At 42.0% G+C, this 18,050-nt stretch carries 16 protein-coding genes; all 16 read left to right on the top strand.

Going from position 1 to position 18,050, the window contains the following annotated elements:
• Window positions 1-159: 159 nt before the first annotated feature.
• The 16 genes from PG840_RS01160 (at window position 160) to PG840_RS01085 (ending at window position 17,854) form a co-directional block, all read left to right on the top strand.
• Complete coding sequence (locus tag PG840_RS01160; RefSeq protein ID WP_022219915.1) at window positions 160-1,059, top strand: MurR/RpiR family transcriptional regulator; 900 nt, start codon at window positions 160-162, stop codon at window positions 1,057-1,059.
• On the top strand, window positions 1,056-2,288 hold the full coding sequence (locus tag PG840_RS01155) for an NAD(P)/FAD-dependent oxidoreductase (RefSeq protein ID WP_270613284.1): 1,233 nt from the start codon (window positions 1,056-1,058) through the stop codon (window positions 2,286-2,288). Before PG840_RS01160 ends, PG840_RS01155 begins: the two co-directional genes overlap by 4 nt.
• Before the next feature lie 169 nt (window positions 2,289-2,457).
• Complete coding sequence (gene cmk / locus PG840_RS01150; protein ID WP_270613283.1) at window positions 2,458-3,114, top strand: (d)CMP kinase; 657 nt, start codon at window positions 2,458-2,460, stop codon at window positions 3,112-3,114.
• 283 nt (window positions 3,115-3,397) lie between these two features.
• Window positions 3,398-4,819 carry a sugar transferase gene (locus PG840_RS01145; RefSeq protein WP_270613282.1) on the top strand — a complete coding sequence of 474 codons (1,422 nt, stop codon included), beginning with the start codon at window positions 3,398-3,400 and terminating at the stop codon, window positions 4,817-4,819.
• A 142-nt stretch (window positions 4,820-4,961) separates the two neighbouring features.
• Complete coding sequence (locus PG840_RS01140; protein ID WP_270613281.1) at window positions 4,962-6,083, top strand: glycosyltransferase family 4 protein; 1,122 nt, start codon at window positions 4,962-4,964, stop codon at window positions 6,081-6,083.
• Window positions 6,084-6,385: 302 nt separating this feature from the next.
• Window positions 6,386-7,585 carry a glycosyltransferase family 4 protein gene (locus PG840_RS01135; RefSeq protein WP_270613280.1) on the top strand — a complete coding sequence of 400 codons (1,200 nt, stop codon included), beginning with the start codon at window positions 6,386-6,388 and terminating at the stop codon, window positions 7,583-7,585.
• Between the two features lie 24 nt (window positions 7,586-7,609).
• Window positions 7,610-8,626: an acyltransferase family protein gene (locus tag PG840_RS01130; protein ID WP_270613279.1), complete on the top strand. Its 1,017-nt coding sequence runs from the start codon at window positions 7,610-7,612 to the stop codon at window positions 8,624-8,626.
• A complete protein-coding gene (locus PG840_RS01125) occupies window positions 8,619-9,800 on the top strand; it encodes a radical SAM protein (protein WP_270613278.1) in 1,182 nt (393 codons plus the stop codon). Before PG840_RS01130 ends, PG840_RS01125 begins: the two co-directional genes overlap by 8 nt.
• Window positions 9,800-10,396: an acyltransferase family protein gene (locus PG840_RS01120; RefSeq protein WP_270613277.1), complete on the top strand. Its 597-nt coding sequence runs from the start codon at window positions 9,800-9,802 to the stop codon at window positions 10,394-10,396. Before PG840_RS01125 ends, PG840_RS01120 begins: the two co-directional genes overlap by 1 nt.
• The gene (locus PG840_RS01115; RefSeq protein WP_330674075.1) at window positions 10,377-10,808 is read left to right on the top strand and encodes a hypothetical protein; all 432 of its coding nucleotides are present in this window, start codon (window positions 10,377-10,379) and stop codon (window positions 10,806-10,808) included. The genes PG840_RS01120 and PG840_RS01115 overlap by 20 nt, the downstream gene beginning before the upstream one ends.
• A gap of 11 nt (window positions 10,809-10,819) precedes the next feature.
• On the top strand, window positions 10,820-11,869 hold the full coding sequence (locus PG840_RS01110) for an NAD-dependent epimerase/dehydratase family protein (protein WP_270613275.1): 1,050 nt from the start codon (window positions 10,820-10,822) through the stop codon (window positions 11,867-11,869).
• 52 nt (window positions 11,870-11,921) lie between these two features.
• Window positions 11,922-13,172 carry a nucleotide sugar dehydrogenase gene (locus PG840_RS01105; protein ID WP_270613274.1) on the top strand — a complete coding sequence of 417 codons (1,251 nt, stop codon included), beginning with the start codon at window positions 11,922-11,924 and terminating at the stop codon, window positions 13,170-13,172.
• A gap of 31 nt (window positions 13,173-13,203) precedes the next feature.
• The gene (locus PG840_RS01100; RefSeq protein ID WP_270613273.1) at window positions 13,204-14,352 is read left to right on the top strand and encodes a glycosyltransferase family 4 protein; all 1,149 of its coding nucleotides are present in this window, start codon (window positions 13,204-13,206) and stop codon (window positions 14,350-14,352) included.
• A complete protein-coding gene (locus PG840_RS01095) occupies window positions 14,324-15,448 on the top strand; it encodes a glycosyltransferase (protein WP_270613272.1) in 1,125 nt (374 codons plus the stop codon). The genes PG840_RS01100 and PG840_RS01095 overlap by 29 nt, the downstream gene beginning before the upstream one ends.
• 47 nt (window positions 15,449-15,495) lie before the next feature.
• Window positions 15,496-16,650, top strand: a complete 1,155-nt coding sequence (locus PG840_RS01090; protein ID WP_270613271.1) for a polysaccharide pyruvyl transferase family protein — start codon at window positions 15,496-15,498, stop codon at window positions 16,648-16,650.
• Complete coding sequence (locus PG840_RS01085; RefSeq protein WP_270613270.1) at window positions 16,643-17,854, top strand: Coenzyme F420 hydrogenase/dehydrogenase, beta subunit C-terminal domain; 1,212 nt, start codon at window positions 16,643-16,645, stop codon at window positions 17,852-17,854. The genes PG840_RS01090 and PG840_RS01085 overlap by 8 nt, the downstream gene beginning before the upstream one ends.
• Window positions 17,855-18,050: the final 196 nt, after the last annotated feature.

Genomic DNA, 18,050 nt, shown 5'->3' with positions numbered 1-18,050 from the left:
TACAGACAGTATTTTGTGAGCAAAACGTAACCTCAGGAGCCATAAAATTCGAGTTGAATTTTATGGCTCTTTTGCTTATAATAAAAAGGGTTGTGACCTTATTTATAATAGAAGTAAATGATTTTATAAAAAGGCACGTTTCTTATTTGGAGGCAAATTGTGAGCACAAAAAATGAGTTACTGATTAGAATTGATGAGAAATATCCGAAGTTCAGCAAGGGACAGAAGCGGCTTGCGGATTACATCAAAGAAAATTATGATAAAGCAGCCTTCCTGACGGCTGCAAAGATGGGAGAGGCAGTCGGTGTCAGCGAATCAACGGTTGTCCGTTTCGCAACACAGCTTGGATATAAAGGCTATCCCGAATTCCAGAAAGCACTGGGAGAACTGGTGCGTACCAAGCTGAATTCTATCCAGCGTATGGAAGTGACCTACGGACGGATCGACCGGAGCGAGATCCTGGCGACGGTTCTGCAGTCTGATATCGAGAAGATCAAGCAGACATTGGAATCCGTGGACAATCATGCATTTGAGCTGGCGGTGGATACGATCCTTGCGGCAAAAAAGGTTTATGTGATTGGAATCCGAAGCTGTGCACCGCTGGCAAAATTCCTGACTTTCTATCTGAATCTGATCTGTGAGGATGTGGTAGAGGTCGATACCAACAGTTCCAGCGAGATTTTTGAGCAGCTGATCCGGATCGGGGAAGAAGATGTGATCATCGGGATCAGTTTTCCGCGATATTCCATGCGTACTTTAAAAGCACTGGAATTTGCCAGCAACCGGAAAGCAAAGGTAATAACTTTGACCGACAGTGTGAATTCACCGATGAATCTCTATTCCTCCTGCAATCTGATCGCCAAGAGTGATATGGCATCTATCGTAGATTCCCTGGTTGCACCGCTCAGTGTGATCAATGCACTGGTGGTTGCACTCTGCATGAAGAAGCAGGATGATGTCATCGAGACGCTGGAGACACTGGAGGACATCTGGGACGAATATCAGGTTTATTCCAGAGATGAACTGGAGCCTGTAGAAGATGAGGTAAGGATCAAATGAGTAAAGTACTGATCGTAGGGGGCGGAGCAGCCGGTATGTTCGCATCGATCTTTGCGGCGAAAAATGGCAATGAAGTCCACGTATTTGAGAAAAATGAAAAACTTGGAAAGAAGCTTTTCATCACGGGAAAAGGCAGATGCAACGTCACCAATGCCTGTGACGTGGATGAACTTTTCCAGAATATGGTATCCAATGAGAAATTCATGTACAGCAGTTTTTACGGATTTACCAACCAGGATGTGATGGATTTCTTTGAAAATGCAGGATTGCGTCTGAAGACAGAGCGTGGCAACCGTGTATTTCCGCAGTCGGATCATTCTTCGGATGTTATCCGCACACTGGAGCTGGAAATGAAGCGAAATGGAGTACATATCCATCTTTATTCCAATGTAGAAAAAGTTGTGGCAGAGGATGGAAGATTTTCCTATCTTGTCATGGCAGATGGAAGCAAAGAAGAAGGGGATGCCTGCATTATTGCAACCGGTGGTGTCAGCTATCAGACAACAGGTTCCACCGGAGATGGCTATCGCTTTGCAGAAGCGATGGGACACAAGATCACCGAACCTGCACCTTCCCTGGTTCCGATGAATGTCAGAGAAGAGTACATTCCGGCACTGATGGGGCTTTCCCTCCGGAATGTCCAGGCAACGGTCTATGACGGAAAGAAAGAGCTGTACAGTGATTTCGGAGAAATGTTATTCACCCACTTTGGAGTAAGCGGACCACTGATCATCAGTGCGAGTGCCTATGTAGGTAAAATCCTGCAGAAAAAGCATGAGTTAAAGCTGGTCATCGACCTGAAGCCGGCTCTTTCCGAAGAGCAGCTGGATGCGAGAGTGCTGCGGGAATTTGATGCAAACCATAATAAACAGTTTAAAAATGCAGTTACCGGACTGTTTCCGGCAAAATTACTTCCGGTCATGATCCACTTAAGCGGCATTGATCCGGAGAAGAAGGTCAATGTGATCACAAAAGAAGAGCGGATGAATTTCGTCCATCTAATCAAGCATTTTACTGTGACACTGACCGGACTTCGAGATTTCAAAGAGGCAATTATTACACGGGGCGGTGTAAAAGTCAAAGAAATCAATCCGTCTACGATGGAGTCAAAGCTGGTACAGGGACTGTATTTTGCAGGGGAAGTGCTGGATCTGGATGCACTGACCGGTGGATTCAATCTGCAGATCGCATGGTCGACTGCATATGCGGCAGGAAGTAATATCTGGTAGTTTTTGGATTATAGATATCGCACAGCAATCCAGAGATGGCATAAACAGGAAATGATCCTGATAGAAGTCGAAAAAGGCTGAGGATGAGAATATCAGCGGAAAGCCGGAAAAGGAACCGTCAGATCTGGACAGGAACAGGAAAATGTGAGTGAAACAGGGAGGATACAAAATGGGATATAATATTGCAATTGACGGACCGGCAGGTGCCGGAAAGAGCACGATCGCAAAACTGGTTGCAAAGGAACTGGGATTCATCTATGTAGATACCGGGGCAATGTACCGCGGACTTGCCGTACATTTCCTGAAAAAAGGGATTGTACCGGGAGAAGTAGAGAAGATCGAGGCAGCATGTGAGGATGCAAAGGTAGAGCTTGGCTACGAAGACGGTATGCAGCAGGTATATTTAAATGGAGAGAACATCACTGGAGAGCTTCGCGAGGAAGCTGTTGGAAATATGGCATCCGTAAGTTCGGCAGTACCGGCAGTACGAGCAAAGCTTCTGGATCTGCAGAGAAATCTTGCAAAAGAAAAGGATGTCGTTATGGACGGAAGAGATATCGGAACCAATGTACTTCCGCATGCGGATGTAAAGGTGTATCTGACCGCAAGCGTAGAATGTCGTGCAATGCGCCGGTTCAAAGAACTGGAAGGAAAAGGAGAAGCCTGTGATTTTGAACAGATCAAGCAGGATATCCAGGAAAGAGACGAGCGCGATATGACAAGAGAGATCGCACCGCTTAAGCAGGCTGAAGATGCAACGCTGATCGACAGCTCTGAGATGGGAATTGACGATGTGGTGAAGGCAATTATTGCACTGACAAAGTAGAAAATCTGTCAGAAATCAGATTGCAGCAGCAAAAAAAGGTGATTATTGTATGGAAAGGGTAAAAATCTATAATTGAAAATACAATAATCGATAAATAATTAAAAAGTCATTAGTTTTTAGGAAAAAAGTACACAAAACTAATGGCTTTTTTGTGCGGAAAGTCGATAAAATGTCGAAAAAGAGAATTGTACATGGAGATTGCTTTACCTTTTATACGAAATATGTTATAAATATCAGAGAAAACAAATTACGAAAGTAATGTTTAAGAGGGTTGGGTTCACTTATGTACAGAAAGAAAACTTCCAGTTGGTTAAAACACTGGGATTTTATTTTGTTAGATTTAATATTGTTGGAAGTATCTTATTTACTTGCTCACTGGTTACATCATGGGACTGCATATTACAGAGAAGCACCGCTTTACCGGAATGTGTTTTTTGCGATAGCGGCGATTGATCTGCTTGTGGGACTGATGATGGGAAGTTACAAGGGCATCTTAAGAAGAGGGTACTGGTTGGAGACTAAGGCAGTCGCAAAGCACGCAATCATCGTGACCGTGTGTGTGATTGCTTATTTGTTTGCAATGAAAGAGTCGAGCAATTACTCGCGAGTTGTTATATTTGCATTCCCAATCATATCGATCTGCGTATTATATATAGGAAGGATTTTGTTGAAAAAATGGCTTTCCAAGCACAGAGGCCCTGCATCAGGGAAAAGAGCGATCCTTCTGATCGGTGGAAAAAAGAATTATAGAGAAATTGTGGAGGCATTTACCAGCAATCCCTACAGTGAGTTTCATGTAATGGGAATTGGAATTATTGATGCAAAAGAAAATGAAATTCCAAATTATCATGGATTCCCGGTATTTTGTGGAGAGAGTGCGATTGAAGATTTTGCACAGTTGAACTGGGTGGATGAAGCACTTTTCAGCATTCCGACAGAGCTTGCGCTTCCGGATAAAATGATCAAAAATTTCGGTATCATGGGAATTACCATACATATCAAGCTGGCAAGAGTTGCGGATGATTCTTCCAATCAGATTGTGGAAAAGCTGGAAGGATATACGGTGCTTTCGACCAGCATCAATATGGTAAGCGCCGGTCAGCTGATCTTCAAAAGGACGATGGATATCTGCGGAGGACTGGTTGGAATGCTACTGACAGGTATCATTTTTATCTTTGTAGCACCAATCATTTATATTAAGTCACCGGGACCGATTTTCTTCAAACAGGTGCGAATCGGAAAAAATGGCAAAAAATTCAACATTTACAAATTCCGAAGCATGTATATGGATGCAGAAGAACGGAAGAAAGAGCTGATGGCGCAGAACGATATCAAAGATGGTATGATGTTCAAGATGGATAATGATCCACGTATCATCAAGGGAATCGGTAATTTTATCCGTGATTACTCTCTGGATGAATTTCCACAGTTCTGGAATGTACTCATAGGTGACATGAGCCTTGTGGGAACCAGACCGCCAACAGTGGACGAGTGGGAGAAATACGAGATGCATCACCGCTCCAGACTGGCATTCAAGCCGGGACTTACCGGTATGTGGCAAGTCAGCGGAAGAAGTAATATCACAGACTTTGAAGAAGTTGTAAGACTGGATACCGAGTATATTAAAAAGTGGAATCCGGGGTTGGATATTAAGATCCTTTTTAAGACCGTGGCTGTTGTGCTGGGGAAGGTTGGATCGAAGTAGGATTGTTGTAAAAGGTCAATAAAAAGCATACGAAATGCTGAAAAGGCTACTTCTTTTAAGTATGTAGAGTGCAGAAATGTCTACTCAACAAAAGTACATAGATATAAAGGAGTAGAGGGGACAATATTGGTTGGAGAACATTATGAAAGATAAATTTGCAGTGTCCATGTTCGGACAAAAAAGACTGTCCCGTGAGGGCGGGATAGAGATTGTTGTAAAAGAACTGTGCACAAGAATGGCACGAGATGGATGTCGGGTTACCTGTTACAACAGATCTGGTCATCACGTGAGTGGTGCAGAGTATGACAATAAAATTGAATATGATGGAATCCGACAGAAATTTGTTCCAACTATTGAAGGAAAAGGTCTTGCAGCGGTGAGTTCCTCTTTCTTTGCGGCTCTGTACAGTGCTTTTGGAAAATATGATGTGGTACATATCCATGCAGAAGGTCCAGCTTTTTTTTCATGGCTTCCAAAGATGTTTGGAAAGAGGGTTGTGGTTACCATTCATGGTATAGACTGGCAACGGGAAAAATGGAAGTCAGGATTTGGCTCTAAATTCATCCGTCAGGGTGAAAAGAATGCTGTAAAATATGCAGATGAAATCATCGTTCTGAGTAAAGGTGTTCAGGATTATTTCAGAGATACCTATGGCAGGGAGACACATTTCGTTCCGAATGGAGTGAACAGACCAGAAACCCGAGAAGCTGGTTTAATAACAGAAAAATTTGGACTGACGAAAGATTCCTACATATTGTTTCTTGGTCGTTTGGTGCCGGAAAAGGGCATTCGATATCTGGTTGAGGTATTTAAAGACATCAAAACAGATAAAAAATTGGTTATTGCTGGTGGCTCTAGCGATACGGATTCTTTTATGGTGGAATTGAAAGAGCTGGCAAAGGATGATAATAGAATCATTTTTACCGGATTTGTTCAGGGGCAGATGCTTGATGAATTATATAGCAATGCGTATATTTACACATTACCTTCTGATCTGGAGGGAATGCCCTTGAGCCTGCTAGAAGCTATGAGTTATGGCAATTGCTGTTTGGTTTCTGATATTCCAGAGTGCGCAGAGGTTGTGGAAGATAAGGCATTGATTTTCAAAAAGTCGGATGTAGAGGACTTGCGAGAAAAACTGCAAGAGGCCTGTGACCATCCTGAAATGGTTATGAAAATGAAGAAGCAGGCAGCTGACTTTATCTGCGAGAAATATAACTGGGATGAAGTTGTAAAGGAAACGATGAAACTGTACAGGAGATAATAATAGATGAGAGTATTGATAATAAATAATCTCCTCTAATCGAACGTAGGTAGTGAGATGTACATAGTAAAAACGCCATGGAAATAGCGTATTTACGGCGTTTTTTAAGAGATGGGTAGAGCTGCGAGAGCGGTTTTTATCTCGCCACCTAGGTTCAGTAACAGCAGATGATTTTATCATAAGAACTTTCAGTATCACTACCTGCGTTTGTATGGAGCACTCTGGTTTATGAACAATACATTGGAAGTGCTGCATCTGAACAGAGGTAGTGAAATAGAACATAAAATAAGGAGAAATTTAACGTGAGGACGCTGATTTTGAATAAATTTCTGCACCGAAACGGCGGAAGTGAGACGTATATATTCAAATTGGGTGAGGCACTGGAGCAGCATGGACACGAGGTTCAGTACTTCGGTATGGAACATGAAGGTCGCTGCGTGGGCAACCGAGTCAATGCTTATACATCAGATATGGACTTCCACGGCGGCAGCAAACTGAGCAAGCTGACCTACCCGATCAAGACCATCTACAGCAAGGAAGCAAGAGTACAACTGAGAAAAGTTCTGGACGACTTCAAGCCGGATGTCTGTCACCTGAACAATTTTAACTACCAGCTGACACCTTCCATCATTCTGGAAATCGTGAAGTGGCACAAGGAGACCGGAAGGGATTGCAAGATTATCTTCACGGCACATGACTACCAGCTGGTTTGTCCGAACCACATGCTGAACAATCCGAACACCCACCAGAACTGTGAGAAGTGCCTCGGCGGTCATTTCGTGAACTGCATGAAAGGCAAGTGCATCCACGGTTCCACGGCGAAATCTGCCATTGGCATGATGGAAGCCGAATTCTGGAAGTGGAAGGGCACCTACAAGTACATTGACACCATGATCTGCTGCTCTGAGTTCATGAAGAGCAAGATGGACAGCAACCCGCTGTTTGCGACGAAGACCGTGGCAATGCACAACTTCATCGACAAGGTGGAGTGGAAGGAAACGGAAAAGAAGGACTACGTCCTTTACTTTGGCCGCTTCTCTGAGGAGAAAGGCATCGGCACACTCATCAAGGTCTGTAAGGAGCTGCCGGATGTTCAGTTCATCTTCGCCGGTACTGGTCCTCTGGAAGAGACAGTAAATGGTATTAAGAACATCAAAAATGTTGGCTTCCAGAAAGGAGAGGCACTGGAAAAACTCATCCGTGAGGCACGGTTCTCCATCTACCCGTCTGAGTGGTATGAGAACTGCCCGTTCTCTGTGATGGAATCTCAGATGTACGGCACGCCGGTGCTGGGAGCGAACATCGGAGGTATCCCGGAACTGATTCAGGTTGGCAAGACCGGTGAGCTGTTTGAGAGCGGTAACGGGAAAGATTTGAAGAGAAAGATCGAGAAGCTCTGGGGTGATAAGAAGCTGTGTGAAGCATATAGCAAGAACTGCAAGAACATCAGCTTCGATACCATTGATGAGTATTACGAGAAAATTATGAAGGTGTATCGGTAAGACTGGTATGTGAGGAGAGAATTTGTGGCTACAAAAGCGGATAGATATGAAGGAATAGACGGTTTGAAGGCATATGCCATCATTGGCATTGCACTGATGCACGTCCTCGCAAATGGAGAATATGGGATAGGAGGATTTGTGTTTGAACGGCTAATACCATCTTTCACAAACCTCGTTTTCCTTTTTATGATGGTCAGCGGTTTTGGTATGTGCTGTGGCTATTACCAGAAAATTATTGACCAGAAGATCAGCATAGAGGATTTCTACAAGAAAAGGTACATCAAAATCTGGCCGTACTTTGCACTGCTTTGTGCGTTAGACTTTGTGGTTTCACCAAGCAAGGAATCCTTGTTTGAGGTTTTCGCAAACTTGACTTTATGTCAGGGACTTCTGCCGAATGCCAAGATTTCGGTTATTGGCGTGAGTTGGACACTGGCAGTCATTTTTGTGTTCTACATGCTGTTCCCGTTCTTATGTTTCCTGATTGGAAACAAGAAGAGAGCGTGGGGTGTGGCAGTTGTAGCACTGGTGTTCAATTGGCTGTGTAGCAACTACTTCAATGCTGGAAGAACGAACATCGTCTACGATGCAATTTATTTTATCGCAGGCGGTCTGATCTTCCTCTATCGGAAAGAGCTGGCCGAATTTGCATCGAAGTACAAGATTGTTGCCGCGGCAATTCTGCTGATTGCCACAGTTGCTTATTTTGCAGTAGACGGCAATACGCTCACGATGTTGTTCTTCTGCGTGGCAGCACTGATCTATACCCTCGGATGCAAGTGGGGGGGGTACTGGTCAAATCCAGTTGCCAAGTTCCTCGGTGGTATCAGCTTCGAGATTTACCTGTGCCACATGGTGATTTATCGTGTGCTTGAGAAGATGCACCTCGTTCATCTATTTGGAAACGGTCTGCTGGCATATATCTTTACAGCTGTTGCAGTCATCTGCGGTTCGGTTGTGTTCTCGGTATGTGCAAAGTGGTTCTTAAATAAAATCGAAACATTCTTAAAAGAGAGAGTTAGGAGAGTTAATCATGTCTGAAGAAAAGAAGTTAAATGGTACGGTCATCGTCACTTATCGTTGCAATGCTCGTTGCTCTATGTGTAACCGCTATAAAGCACCTTCCAAGCCGGAAGAAGAAATCAGCATCGAGACCATCAAGAAGCTGCCGAAGATGTACTTCACCAACATTACCGGCGGCGAGCCGTTCATCCGTACCGACCTGAAGGATATCGTGCGGGAACTGTACAAGAAGTCTGATCGTATCGTTATTTCGACGAACGGTTTCTTTACAGATCGTATCGTTGACTTGTGCAAGGAGTTCCCGCAGATCGGTATCCGTATTTCCATTGAGGGTCTGGAGCAGACCAACAATGAGATCCGTGGTCTACAAAACGGCTACCAGCGTGGTTACGGCACACTGAAAAAGCTGCGTGAGATGGGCATGAAGGACGTTGGCTTCGGCATGACCGTTCAGGATAAAAATGCGCCTGACCTCGTTCCTCTGTACAAGATTTCCAACGATATGGGCATGGAGTTTGCAACTGCTTCTCTGCACAATAGCTTCTACTTCGTTGAGGCAAAGAACATTATCCACGACCGTCCGATGGTTGCGAAGAACTTTGAAAATCTGGTCAACGAACTGCTCCGCAGCAACAGCCCGAAGAAGTGGTTCCGTGCTTACTTTAACCACGGCCTGATCAACTACATCTACGGTCAGAAGCGTCTGCTGCCTTGCGACATGAGTTTCGACACCTTCTTCATTGATCCGTATGGCGATGTTATGCCTTGCAATGGTACCAAGGATAAAGAGGTCATGGGCAACCTTAATAACCAGACTTGGGACGAACTGTGGAACAGCCCGGAAGCAGAGAAGGTTCGTGCAAAGGTTCGTTGCTGCGACCGTGACTGTTGGATGATCGGTTCTGTTTCCCCGGCTATGCACAAGTACATCTGGAAGCCCGCTACTTGGGTTCTGGTTCACAAGTTCAAGGCTCTGTTCACCAAACATCCGTACAGCATGTATGAGCTGAAGATCTGCCGTGACTACCGTGATGGCAAAGTTACCAAAGAGGATCTGGATAAGTGCAGCACCTGCGATATGAACTGCGTAATCAACAATGGTCTGAGTGAAGCAAGTAAAGAGCAGCTGAAGCATAAGACCGGCGAGGAAATCGTGGATGCTGATATCGCACAGCAGATGGAGAATAAGTAATGAGTGAACAGACAGCGGTACGAACAAGGGAAAAATGGGTCGATGATGTAAAAGTCATTGCCTGCATATTGGTCGTACTGGGACATTTCTTTCAGAGTATGACGAAGGCGAATATTTTGCCAGCGAATGACTTGTATAAGTGGTTTAATACGACGATTTATTACTTCCACGTGCCGCTGTTCTTCATTTGTAGTGGATATCTGTATCAGAAGTACAACAAGGTAAACAGTGTAGGCAGTTGGTATAGAAATGTAACGAAAAAAGTGCTGGCACTCGGCGTACCATATGCGACTTTTACGACTGCTACATGGGTATTGAAAAAAGTGTTCTCAAGCAGTGTCAATGACCAAATCGGCGGTCTAGGAGAAACATTGTTCCTTCATCCAACAGCACCGTACTGGTATTTGTACGCATTGTTCTTCATCTTTCTTGTTACGCCAACTTTTAACAGTGTGAAAGCAACTGCAGTTGGATTAGTAGTTGCACTGGCTGCAAAAAGTCTAATTTTAACGGGGGGGGTACAGCGTTTACGCAGTATCGACAGTTCTCTCAAACGAAATCTGGTTTGTACTCGGCATGAGCATTTGTGCATTTAACGTGCAACTGAAGGGCAGAAAAGTACAAGGAATGATATGCGGAGTGCTGTTTATAATTCTGAGCATTATGGTATATACGGCGGAAATCAGCAGTAGTGCAGTCTCTTTCGTAATGGGATTATTGGCTTGTGTGGCTGTTATCATGATGGTGGCGGGTTTTGAGGAAAAGTTCGGTAGAGGCATGGAATTCATTGCAAAATACACAATGCCGATTTTTCTGATGCATACATTATTTGCAGCACCGCTAAGATCTTTACTATTAAAGATTGGCATAGAAAATGCGGTGCTTCATGTAGTGTTTGGATTGGGTATTAGTTTTGTTGGCCCGGTTATGGCTGCTTGGATTATGAAGAAAACGAAGTGGTTGGAGTTCTTCCTGTATCCGAATAAATTTGTGAAGATAAGAAATTGAGGAGTAAAAATATGAGCACAGTAATTTTAGATAAAAAAACAATTTTAGTCACAGGAGCGGCTGGATTTATAGGTTCCAACCTTGTGAAACGAATCTATCAGGAAGCTCCTTCTGCTACGGTCATCGGCATCGACAACATGAATGCCTATTACGACGTGGCACTGAAAGAGTTCCGCCTGAATGAGTTGGTCAAGTATCCCACATTTACCTTTGTCAAAGGCAACATCGCTGATAAGGAACTGACCACTGAACTGTTCGAAAAGTACAAGCCGTCTGTGGTAGTTAACCTTGCAGCACAGGCTGGTGTGCGCTACTCCATCACCAACCCGGATGCTTATGTGGAATCTAACTTGGTCGGCTTCTTTAATATCCTCGAAGCCTGCCGTCATTGCGAGAGTCTGGAGCATTTGGTTTATGCCTCTTCCTCCTCTGTCTACGGTTCTAATAAAAAGGTTCCGTACAGCACGGAGGATAAGGTTGACAACCCAGTTTCCCTTTATGCAGCCACTAAGAAATCTAATGAGTTAATGGCACACGCCTACTCTAAGCTGTACAACATCCCGTCCACTGGTCTGCGTTTCTTTACCGTGTACGGTCCTGCAGGTCGTCCCGATATGGCTTACTTCGGCTTCACCAATAAATTGGTGAAGGGTGAAACCATCAAAATCTTCAACTATGGCAACTGCAAGCGTGACTTTACTTATGTGGATGACATCGTTGAGGGCGTTGTCCGCGTGATGAAGAAGGCACCGGACAAGAAGAACGGTGAAGATGGTCTGCCGATTCCGCCGTATGCAGTTTACAACATCGGTAATCAGAATCCGGAGAACCTGCTGGACTTCGTGCAGATTCTGAGTGAGGAGCTGGTTCGTGCAAAGGTACTGCCGGAAGATTATGACTTTGAAGCACACAAGGAACTGGTTCCGATGCAGCCGGGTGATGTGCCTGTGACCTATGCAGATACCAGTGCGTTGGAGCGTGACTTTGGGTATAAGCCGAGTACAAGCCTGCGGACCGGTCTGCGGAACTTCGCTGAGTGGTACGCTGAGTTTTATAAGTAAGGAAAGTTTCATATTGGCACTTTGCTGATTACAAATAAAGGAGATAAATATCATGAGAGAATTTAAGGATTTGAAGATTGCTGTGGCTGGTACTGGTTATGTGGGTCTTTCCATTGCTACGCTGTTATCTCAGCACCACAAGGTGACTGCTGTGGATATCATCCCTGAGAAAGTGGAACTGATTAATAACAAGAAGTCACCGATTCAGGACGAATACATTGAAAAGTATCTGGCGGAGAAAGAACTGGATTTGACCGCAACTCTGGATGCCAAGGAAGCATACTCTGATGCTGATTTTGTAGTCATCGCAGCACCGACAAATTACGATAGCAAGAAGAATTTCTTTGACACCAGTGCGGTGGAAGCAGTCATCAAGCTGGTCATTGAGTACAATCCGGAAGCCATTATGGTTATCAAGAGCACCATCCCGGTTGGGTATACAGCAAGTGTTCGTGAGAAGTTCCACTGCGACAATATCATCTTCAGCCCGGAGTTCCTGCGAGAGAGCAAGGCATTGTACGACAACCTTTATCCTTCCCGTATCATTGTTGGTACTGATGTGGATAATGCTCGTCTGGTAAAGGCGGCACACACTTTTGCAGAACTCCTGCAGGAAGGCGCAATTAAAGAGAACATTGACACTCTGTTTATGGGCTTTACTGAGGCAGAGGCAGTTAAGCTGTTCGCTAACACCTATCTGGCACTGCGTGTCAGCTACTTCAACGAACTGGATACCTATGCTGAGATGAAGGGGCTGAACACTCAGCAGATCATCAACGGTGTTTGCCTGGATCCTCGTATTGGTACTCATTATAACAATCCGTCCTTTGGCTACGGTGGATACTGCCTGCCGAAAGACACCAAGCAGCTGCTGGCGAACTACGCCGATGTACCGGAAAACCTGATTGTAGCTATCGTCGAGAGCAATAGAACCCGTAAAGATTTCATTGCCGACCGTGTGCTTGAAATTGCTGGTGCTTATGAAGCAAACGACAGCTGGGATGAGAGCAAGGAAAAAGAAGTTGTTGTTGGTGTATACCGACTGACCATGAAGAGCAACAGTGATAACTTCCGCCAGAGCTCCATTCAGGGTGTCATGAAGCGCATCAAGGCTAAGGGTGCAACTGTGATCATCTATGAGCCGACGCTGAAAGATGGCGAGAAGTTCTTCGGATCAGTAGTGGTTAATGATTTGGACGAGTTCAAGAAAAAAAGTCAGGCCATCATAGCGAACCGCTATGACAAGAGCTTGGATGATGTGAAGGATAAGGTTTACACTAGAGATATTTTCCAGCGTGACTAAGGCAAAGTGATTTCTTGTGAAGGATGCAGAGATGAAGATACTGATTATTCGAAACTACCCGTCTTATATGGCGGTTAAGAACAATACATATAATATTCAAGAAGTTGGTTTGGCAAAGGCGCTAGTACGAAAAGGACACATTTGTGATATCGTTTTTTGGACAGATAAGAAAGAAGAAACAATAACGATACCGGTAGATGATGTCGGGAGCATTCATGTCTTTTATAGACATGGAATGACAATGCTAAAAAATACGGTATATAAAAATTGTGAAGATTTGTTTAATCAGTATGATGTCCTTCAACCGTGCGAATACAATCAGATGCAAGCGTGGATTTTGGCAAAAAAGTATCCTGAAAAAACTGTGATTTATCATGGCCCTTACTTTAGCCCATTCAATAAACGTTACAACTTGATGTGTAAAGCATTCGATGCGATTTTTCTTAAGCGATATATCAAGCAGAAAACCTCCTTTATTGTTAAAAGTGAAATGGCAAAGGAATTTCTCATAAGTAAAGGGATATCTTCACAAAACGTAAAAACGATAGGCGTTGGTATTGATGCTCAGATGCTGTCAAATGACAGAAAAAAATGTTCAGAACCACTGTATCAGGCAATGACCGATGACCATAGTAGTATGAAGCTACTTTACATTGGACGATTTGAAGATCGTAGGGACATTCCTTTTATAGTTGATGTCTTTCAGAAAGTTCTTGAGAAAAATGTGAACGCACGGCTGTACATGATTGGAACAGGAGATCCAGAGTATATAAAGAAAGTCTTTCTGTATATGGAAAACGCTGGAGTTCGAGATAAGGTGGTTTGGCAGGAAAAGATGGAGCAGAAATATCTTTCTTGTATATACAAACAAGCAGACTTTTTCTTGTTGCCAACGGAATATGAGATTTTTGGAATGGTTCTTTTAGAGGCAATGTACTACGGAAATATTGTACTAACAACTCGAAATGGCGGTTCCAGTACATTAATTGAGCACGAAGAAAATGGATTTGTTTTTGGAAAAAAGGATGCTCTACAGTGGGCAAATACAATTTTGAATGTTACGGAAGAAAAGAAAAAAATAATCCAAAAGAGTGCGGAAGAAACAATTTCAAATGGGTTTACATGGGATAAACTTTCAGAGGAGTTTCTAAATGTGTATAGAAAAAAATCGGAGAGATGAGAGTGGAAAGAATATGAAAGAAGTTATTATTGCTACCGGTACGCTTGGAGGAGGAGGAGCAGAGAGAGTTTTTTTAAATATTGCAAATGAAATGGCTGAACGCGGAATCTGCGTTAGAGTTCTTGTCACAGGTTCACGACCTGCGCAGAGCTATCCTCTAGCAGAAGGTATTGCAGTAGATAAAATTGCATCTAAGAAAAAAAACAAGGCGCTGAAAATATTTGATAAATATCTTCAGTTCAGAGAGTATTTTAAACACCATGAGAATAGTACGGTGATTTCTTTTTTTCCTGATGTAAGTGCCTATTGTGTTCTGGCATCTGTTGGATTGCATAATAAAAATATTGTGTCAGAACGTAATGATCCAAACATAATTCCAAGAAAAAAATTCATGAAAAAAATCCGTAATACTGCATTTAGATATGCAGATTGCTGTGTGTTTCAAACCAGTGATGCAAAGAATTATTTTCCAAAGAGTGTACAAGAAAAAGGTATCATAATTGCAAATCCAATCAGTTCTGAAAAACTACCGGATCCTTGTGATTTAGGTGATCGAGAAAAACTTGTTTTAGCTGTTGGCCGTATTGTTCCGCAGAAAAATTTTTTGATGTTAATTAAGGCTTGGGAATTGATTGAAAATAAGTTCCCAGAATATGTGCTACATATTTACGGAGATAAAACATATAGAGATGGTGTGTTTGCTGAAGAACTTCAATTGTATATTGATAATCATAAATTACGGGAGAGAGTTTCTCTAAAAGGCTTTTCTAACAATATTTATGCAGTTATGAATCGTGCAGCGTTGTATGTTTCTTCTTCTGATTTTGAGGGTATGTCTAATACGATGCTGGAGGCAATGGCAATGGGAGTTCCGACAATTGCGACAGACTGCCCTATCGGAGGAGCGAAAGCAGTAATCAAAGATGGTAAAAATGGAATTTTGGTTCCCGTAGGTGATGAGAAACATATGGCAGCAGCAATAGAGAAGCTTCTGAGCAATCCAGAAGAATGTAAAGAGCTATCCACTGAAGCCAAGAAGGTGCGCGTTAATATGTCAATTCAAAAGGTATGTGATGACTGGATTAAGCTGCTCTAATTTTGAATAGAAAGGAGTACGCATTACTCAATGCGCGTGGTATAAAGATGAAACGAGTGATTATTTCAGGCGGTAATTTTGTAAATAAAGGCGCTGAAGCAATGCTATATGTGACCGCGAATGAGTGCTTTACTCGATTTGATGGGTGCGTTTGCAGTGTGCAGTTAGCAGAAGGTTTTTTCGAAATAAGGTCATTGGAAGATTTGAATCGATTAGCTAATAGCAGTGTTAAGAAAATGCAATCTAGCGGCAAAATTAAAAAGCTCATAGCAATGTTGGAAGAATACAAACGAGCAGATCTGATGCTGGATATCAGCGGATATGAACTGTGTTCAAAGTTGGGAAATTATCCGACGCTGCGCTACCTTTTTAAGATAGCACTGTGTAAATGGACTAAAACAAAAGCAGCTCTTATGCCACAATCGTTTGGTCCCTTTAGTTATGACGGAAAAATTAAATATATTATTCGGCTTATGATAAGGAAGTATTTAAAATATCCAGTAGTTTGTTTCGCTAGAGAGAAAAAAAGTGCGGAAGATTTGAAAAAAATTGCACCAAAAGCTAATGTGCGGATATCATCGGATCTTGTCTTACAAAATTCTCGGATTTTCGAAGCGGCTAAAGATTTTTTTCAAGATAGTAATTTCGAGATTAAAAATGAAAGCGTTGGTCTCGTTGTAAATAGACGTCTATATGAACAGTATGGTCACGACCGCATATTGTCGAAATATATAGTTATTGTTAACGCAATACTAGAAAAAAAGAAGAATGTATATCTATTATGTCATGCTACCGATGATTTGAATATTTGTAACGAGATTAAGAAAGAGTTTGAGAATGAGCATAGAGTTGTTATATTGAATGAGGTGCTTTCTTGTTTTGCTTTTGAATCACTGGTTCAAAATTTTGACTATATAGTTGCTGCAAGATATCACTCTATTGTACATTCCTATAAGGAGTGTATTCCTTGTGTTGCACTGGGCTGGGCAGTTAAATATCAAGAGTTATTAGGTCTTATGGGACAAAGTAAATATGTTCTTGATGTTGGGGACGTAAGCGACATCGTAATAATTGAAACACTTGAAAGAATGGATAAAAATCATAAAGTGGAAGAAGAAACAATCAGGCAAAATTTGAAAAAAGTGCAGAAGGAAAATTGTTTTGATGAATTGGAAAGGCGATTGAGGAGAAAAAATGAGTAAAAGTATACAGCAAGTTGTTAATAGTGGACAATGCTGTTCATGTGGAATTTGTACTGGCGTTTGCCCTAAATCGGCAATTTCATTGGAAAATGAAAAAGGAATACCGACACCAAGAATACATGAAGAAAATTGCATTCAATGTGGTCTTTGTGTTGATGTTTGCCCGGGTAAATCAGGCATAGATGAAGCGGTATCTCTAAAACCAAATGAGGTGAAAACATATTGTATAGGCGATTATAAAGCCACAGAGATATGTCATACCACTGATGAGGTATTGTTAAAAAAAGCAACATCTGGTGGAGTTATTTCAAGTATAATTTCCACATTACTCAGAGAAAAAAGTGTTTATGGATATGTAGCTGCCTTTGTTGTAAAGTCGAATAATTTTGAAACAACGGTCAAGACTGAAATATGCAAAGAACCTGAACAAGTAACAGGAAGTGAGAAATCTAGGTACATATCAGTTTCTCAAGAGGACGTTGTGCGATATATACTTGCACATAGAGAAGAGAAGATAATTGTTACGGGAACAAGTTGTGCAATTCAAGGAATATCTAATGTTATTCGAAAATTTCATTTAAAACGTGAAAATTATCTGCTAATTGGTCTGTTTTGCGATAAACTAATGACTTATCATGTGTGGGACTATTTTAATAGCATTCATAATAATGAAGGAATTCTTACTGAATTGTATTTTAGAGATAAAGAAAAAAATGGGTGGCCTGGGGATTTAAAGCTGGTGCAGAAGAATACAACGGAAGTTTTACCAAAGAAAATGCGATCTCAAGTTAAGGATTTCTTTTGCCATCCGAGATGTATCTATTGTATTGATAAATTGAACCGCTATGCAGATATTTCAGTTGGAGATAATTACACAGGTGAAAATACTTACCCAATGGGAAGCAGCTGTGTAATTATTAGAAGTGATTGTGGAATGAAAGCATACCAATCGATAAAAGATACATGTGTTACCTATAATACAAGTATAAAAAAAATAGTTGATAGTCAAGAAGTCTTGAAAAGATTGGAGAATTATCGTTTCACAAGATTTAAATTCTCTAAGGAAAAATTTCAGAGTGTGAAGCTAGGACTTAAATTTTATTACAAATTAATCAAAATAACGTTTGGAAATGAATTTTATGGAAGACAGAATGTAATAAAGTTTTTTATCAAACTTGATGAAATAATTAAAAATGCATTTTGAAACTTAATTGAGAACTTAATTGTTTAGGGTAATATCACGGAATGTAAAGATTAAAAATGAAGAGCGTTTAGCTACTAATGTTCCGAAACTCCTGTGAATTTGCTCACGAGTAAATACTACATCAAACTGTTAGATACAAGCTTGCTAATAAATAATATTATATCAATTCAAGCAGGTTGGTTGTTATTGGAGTCTA

Source organism: Coprococcus sp. AM97-35 (genome assembly GCF_027697525.1).
Lineage (GTDB): Bacteria > Bacillota > Clostridia > Lachnospirales > Lachnospiraceae > Allocoprococcus > Allocoprococcus comes.
The sequence above is the reverse complement of the archived record's forward strand: the minus strand, read 5'-3'. Positions and strand labels throughout refer to the sequence as shown.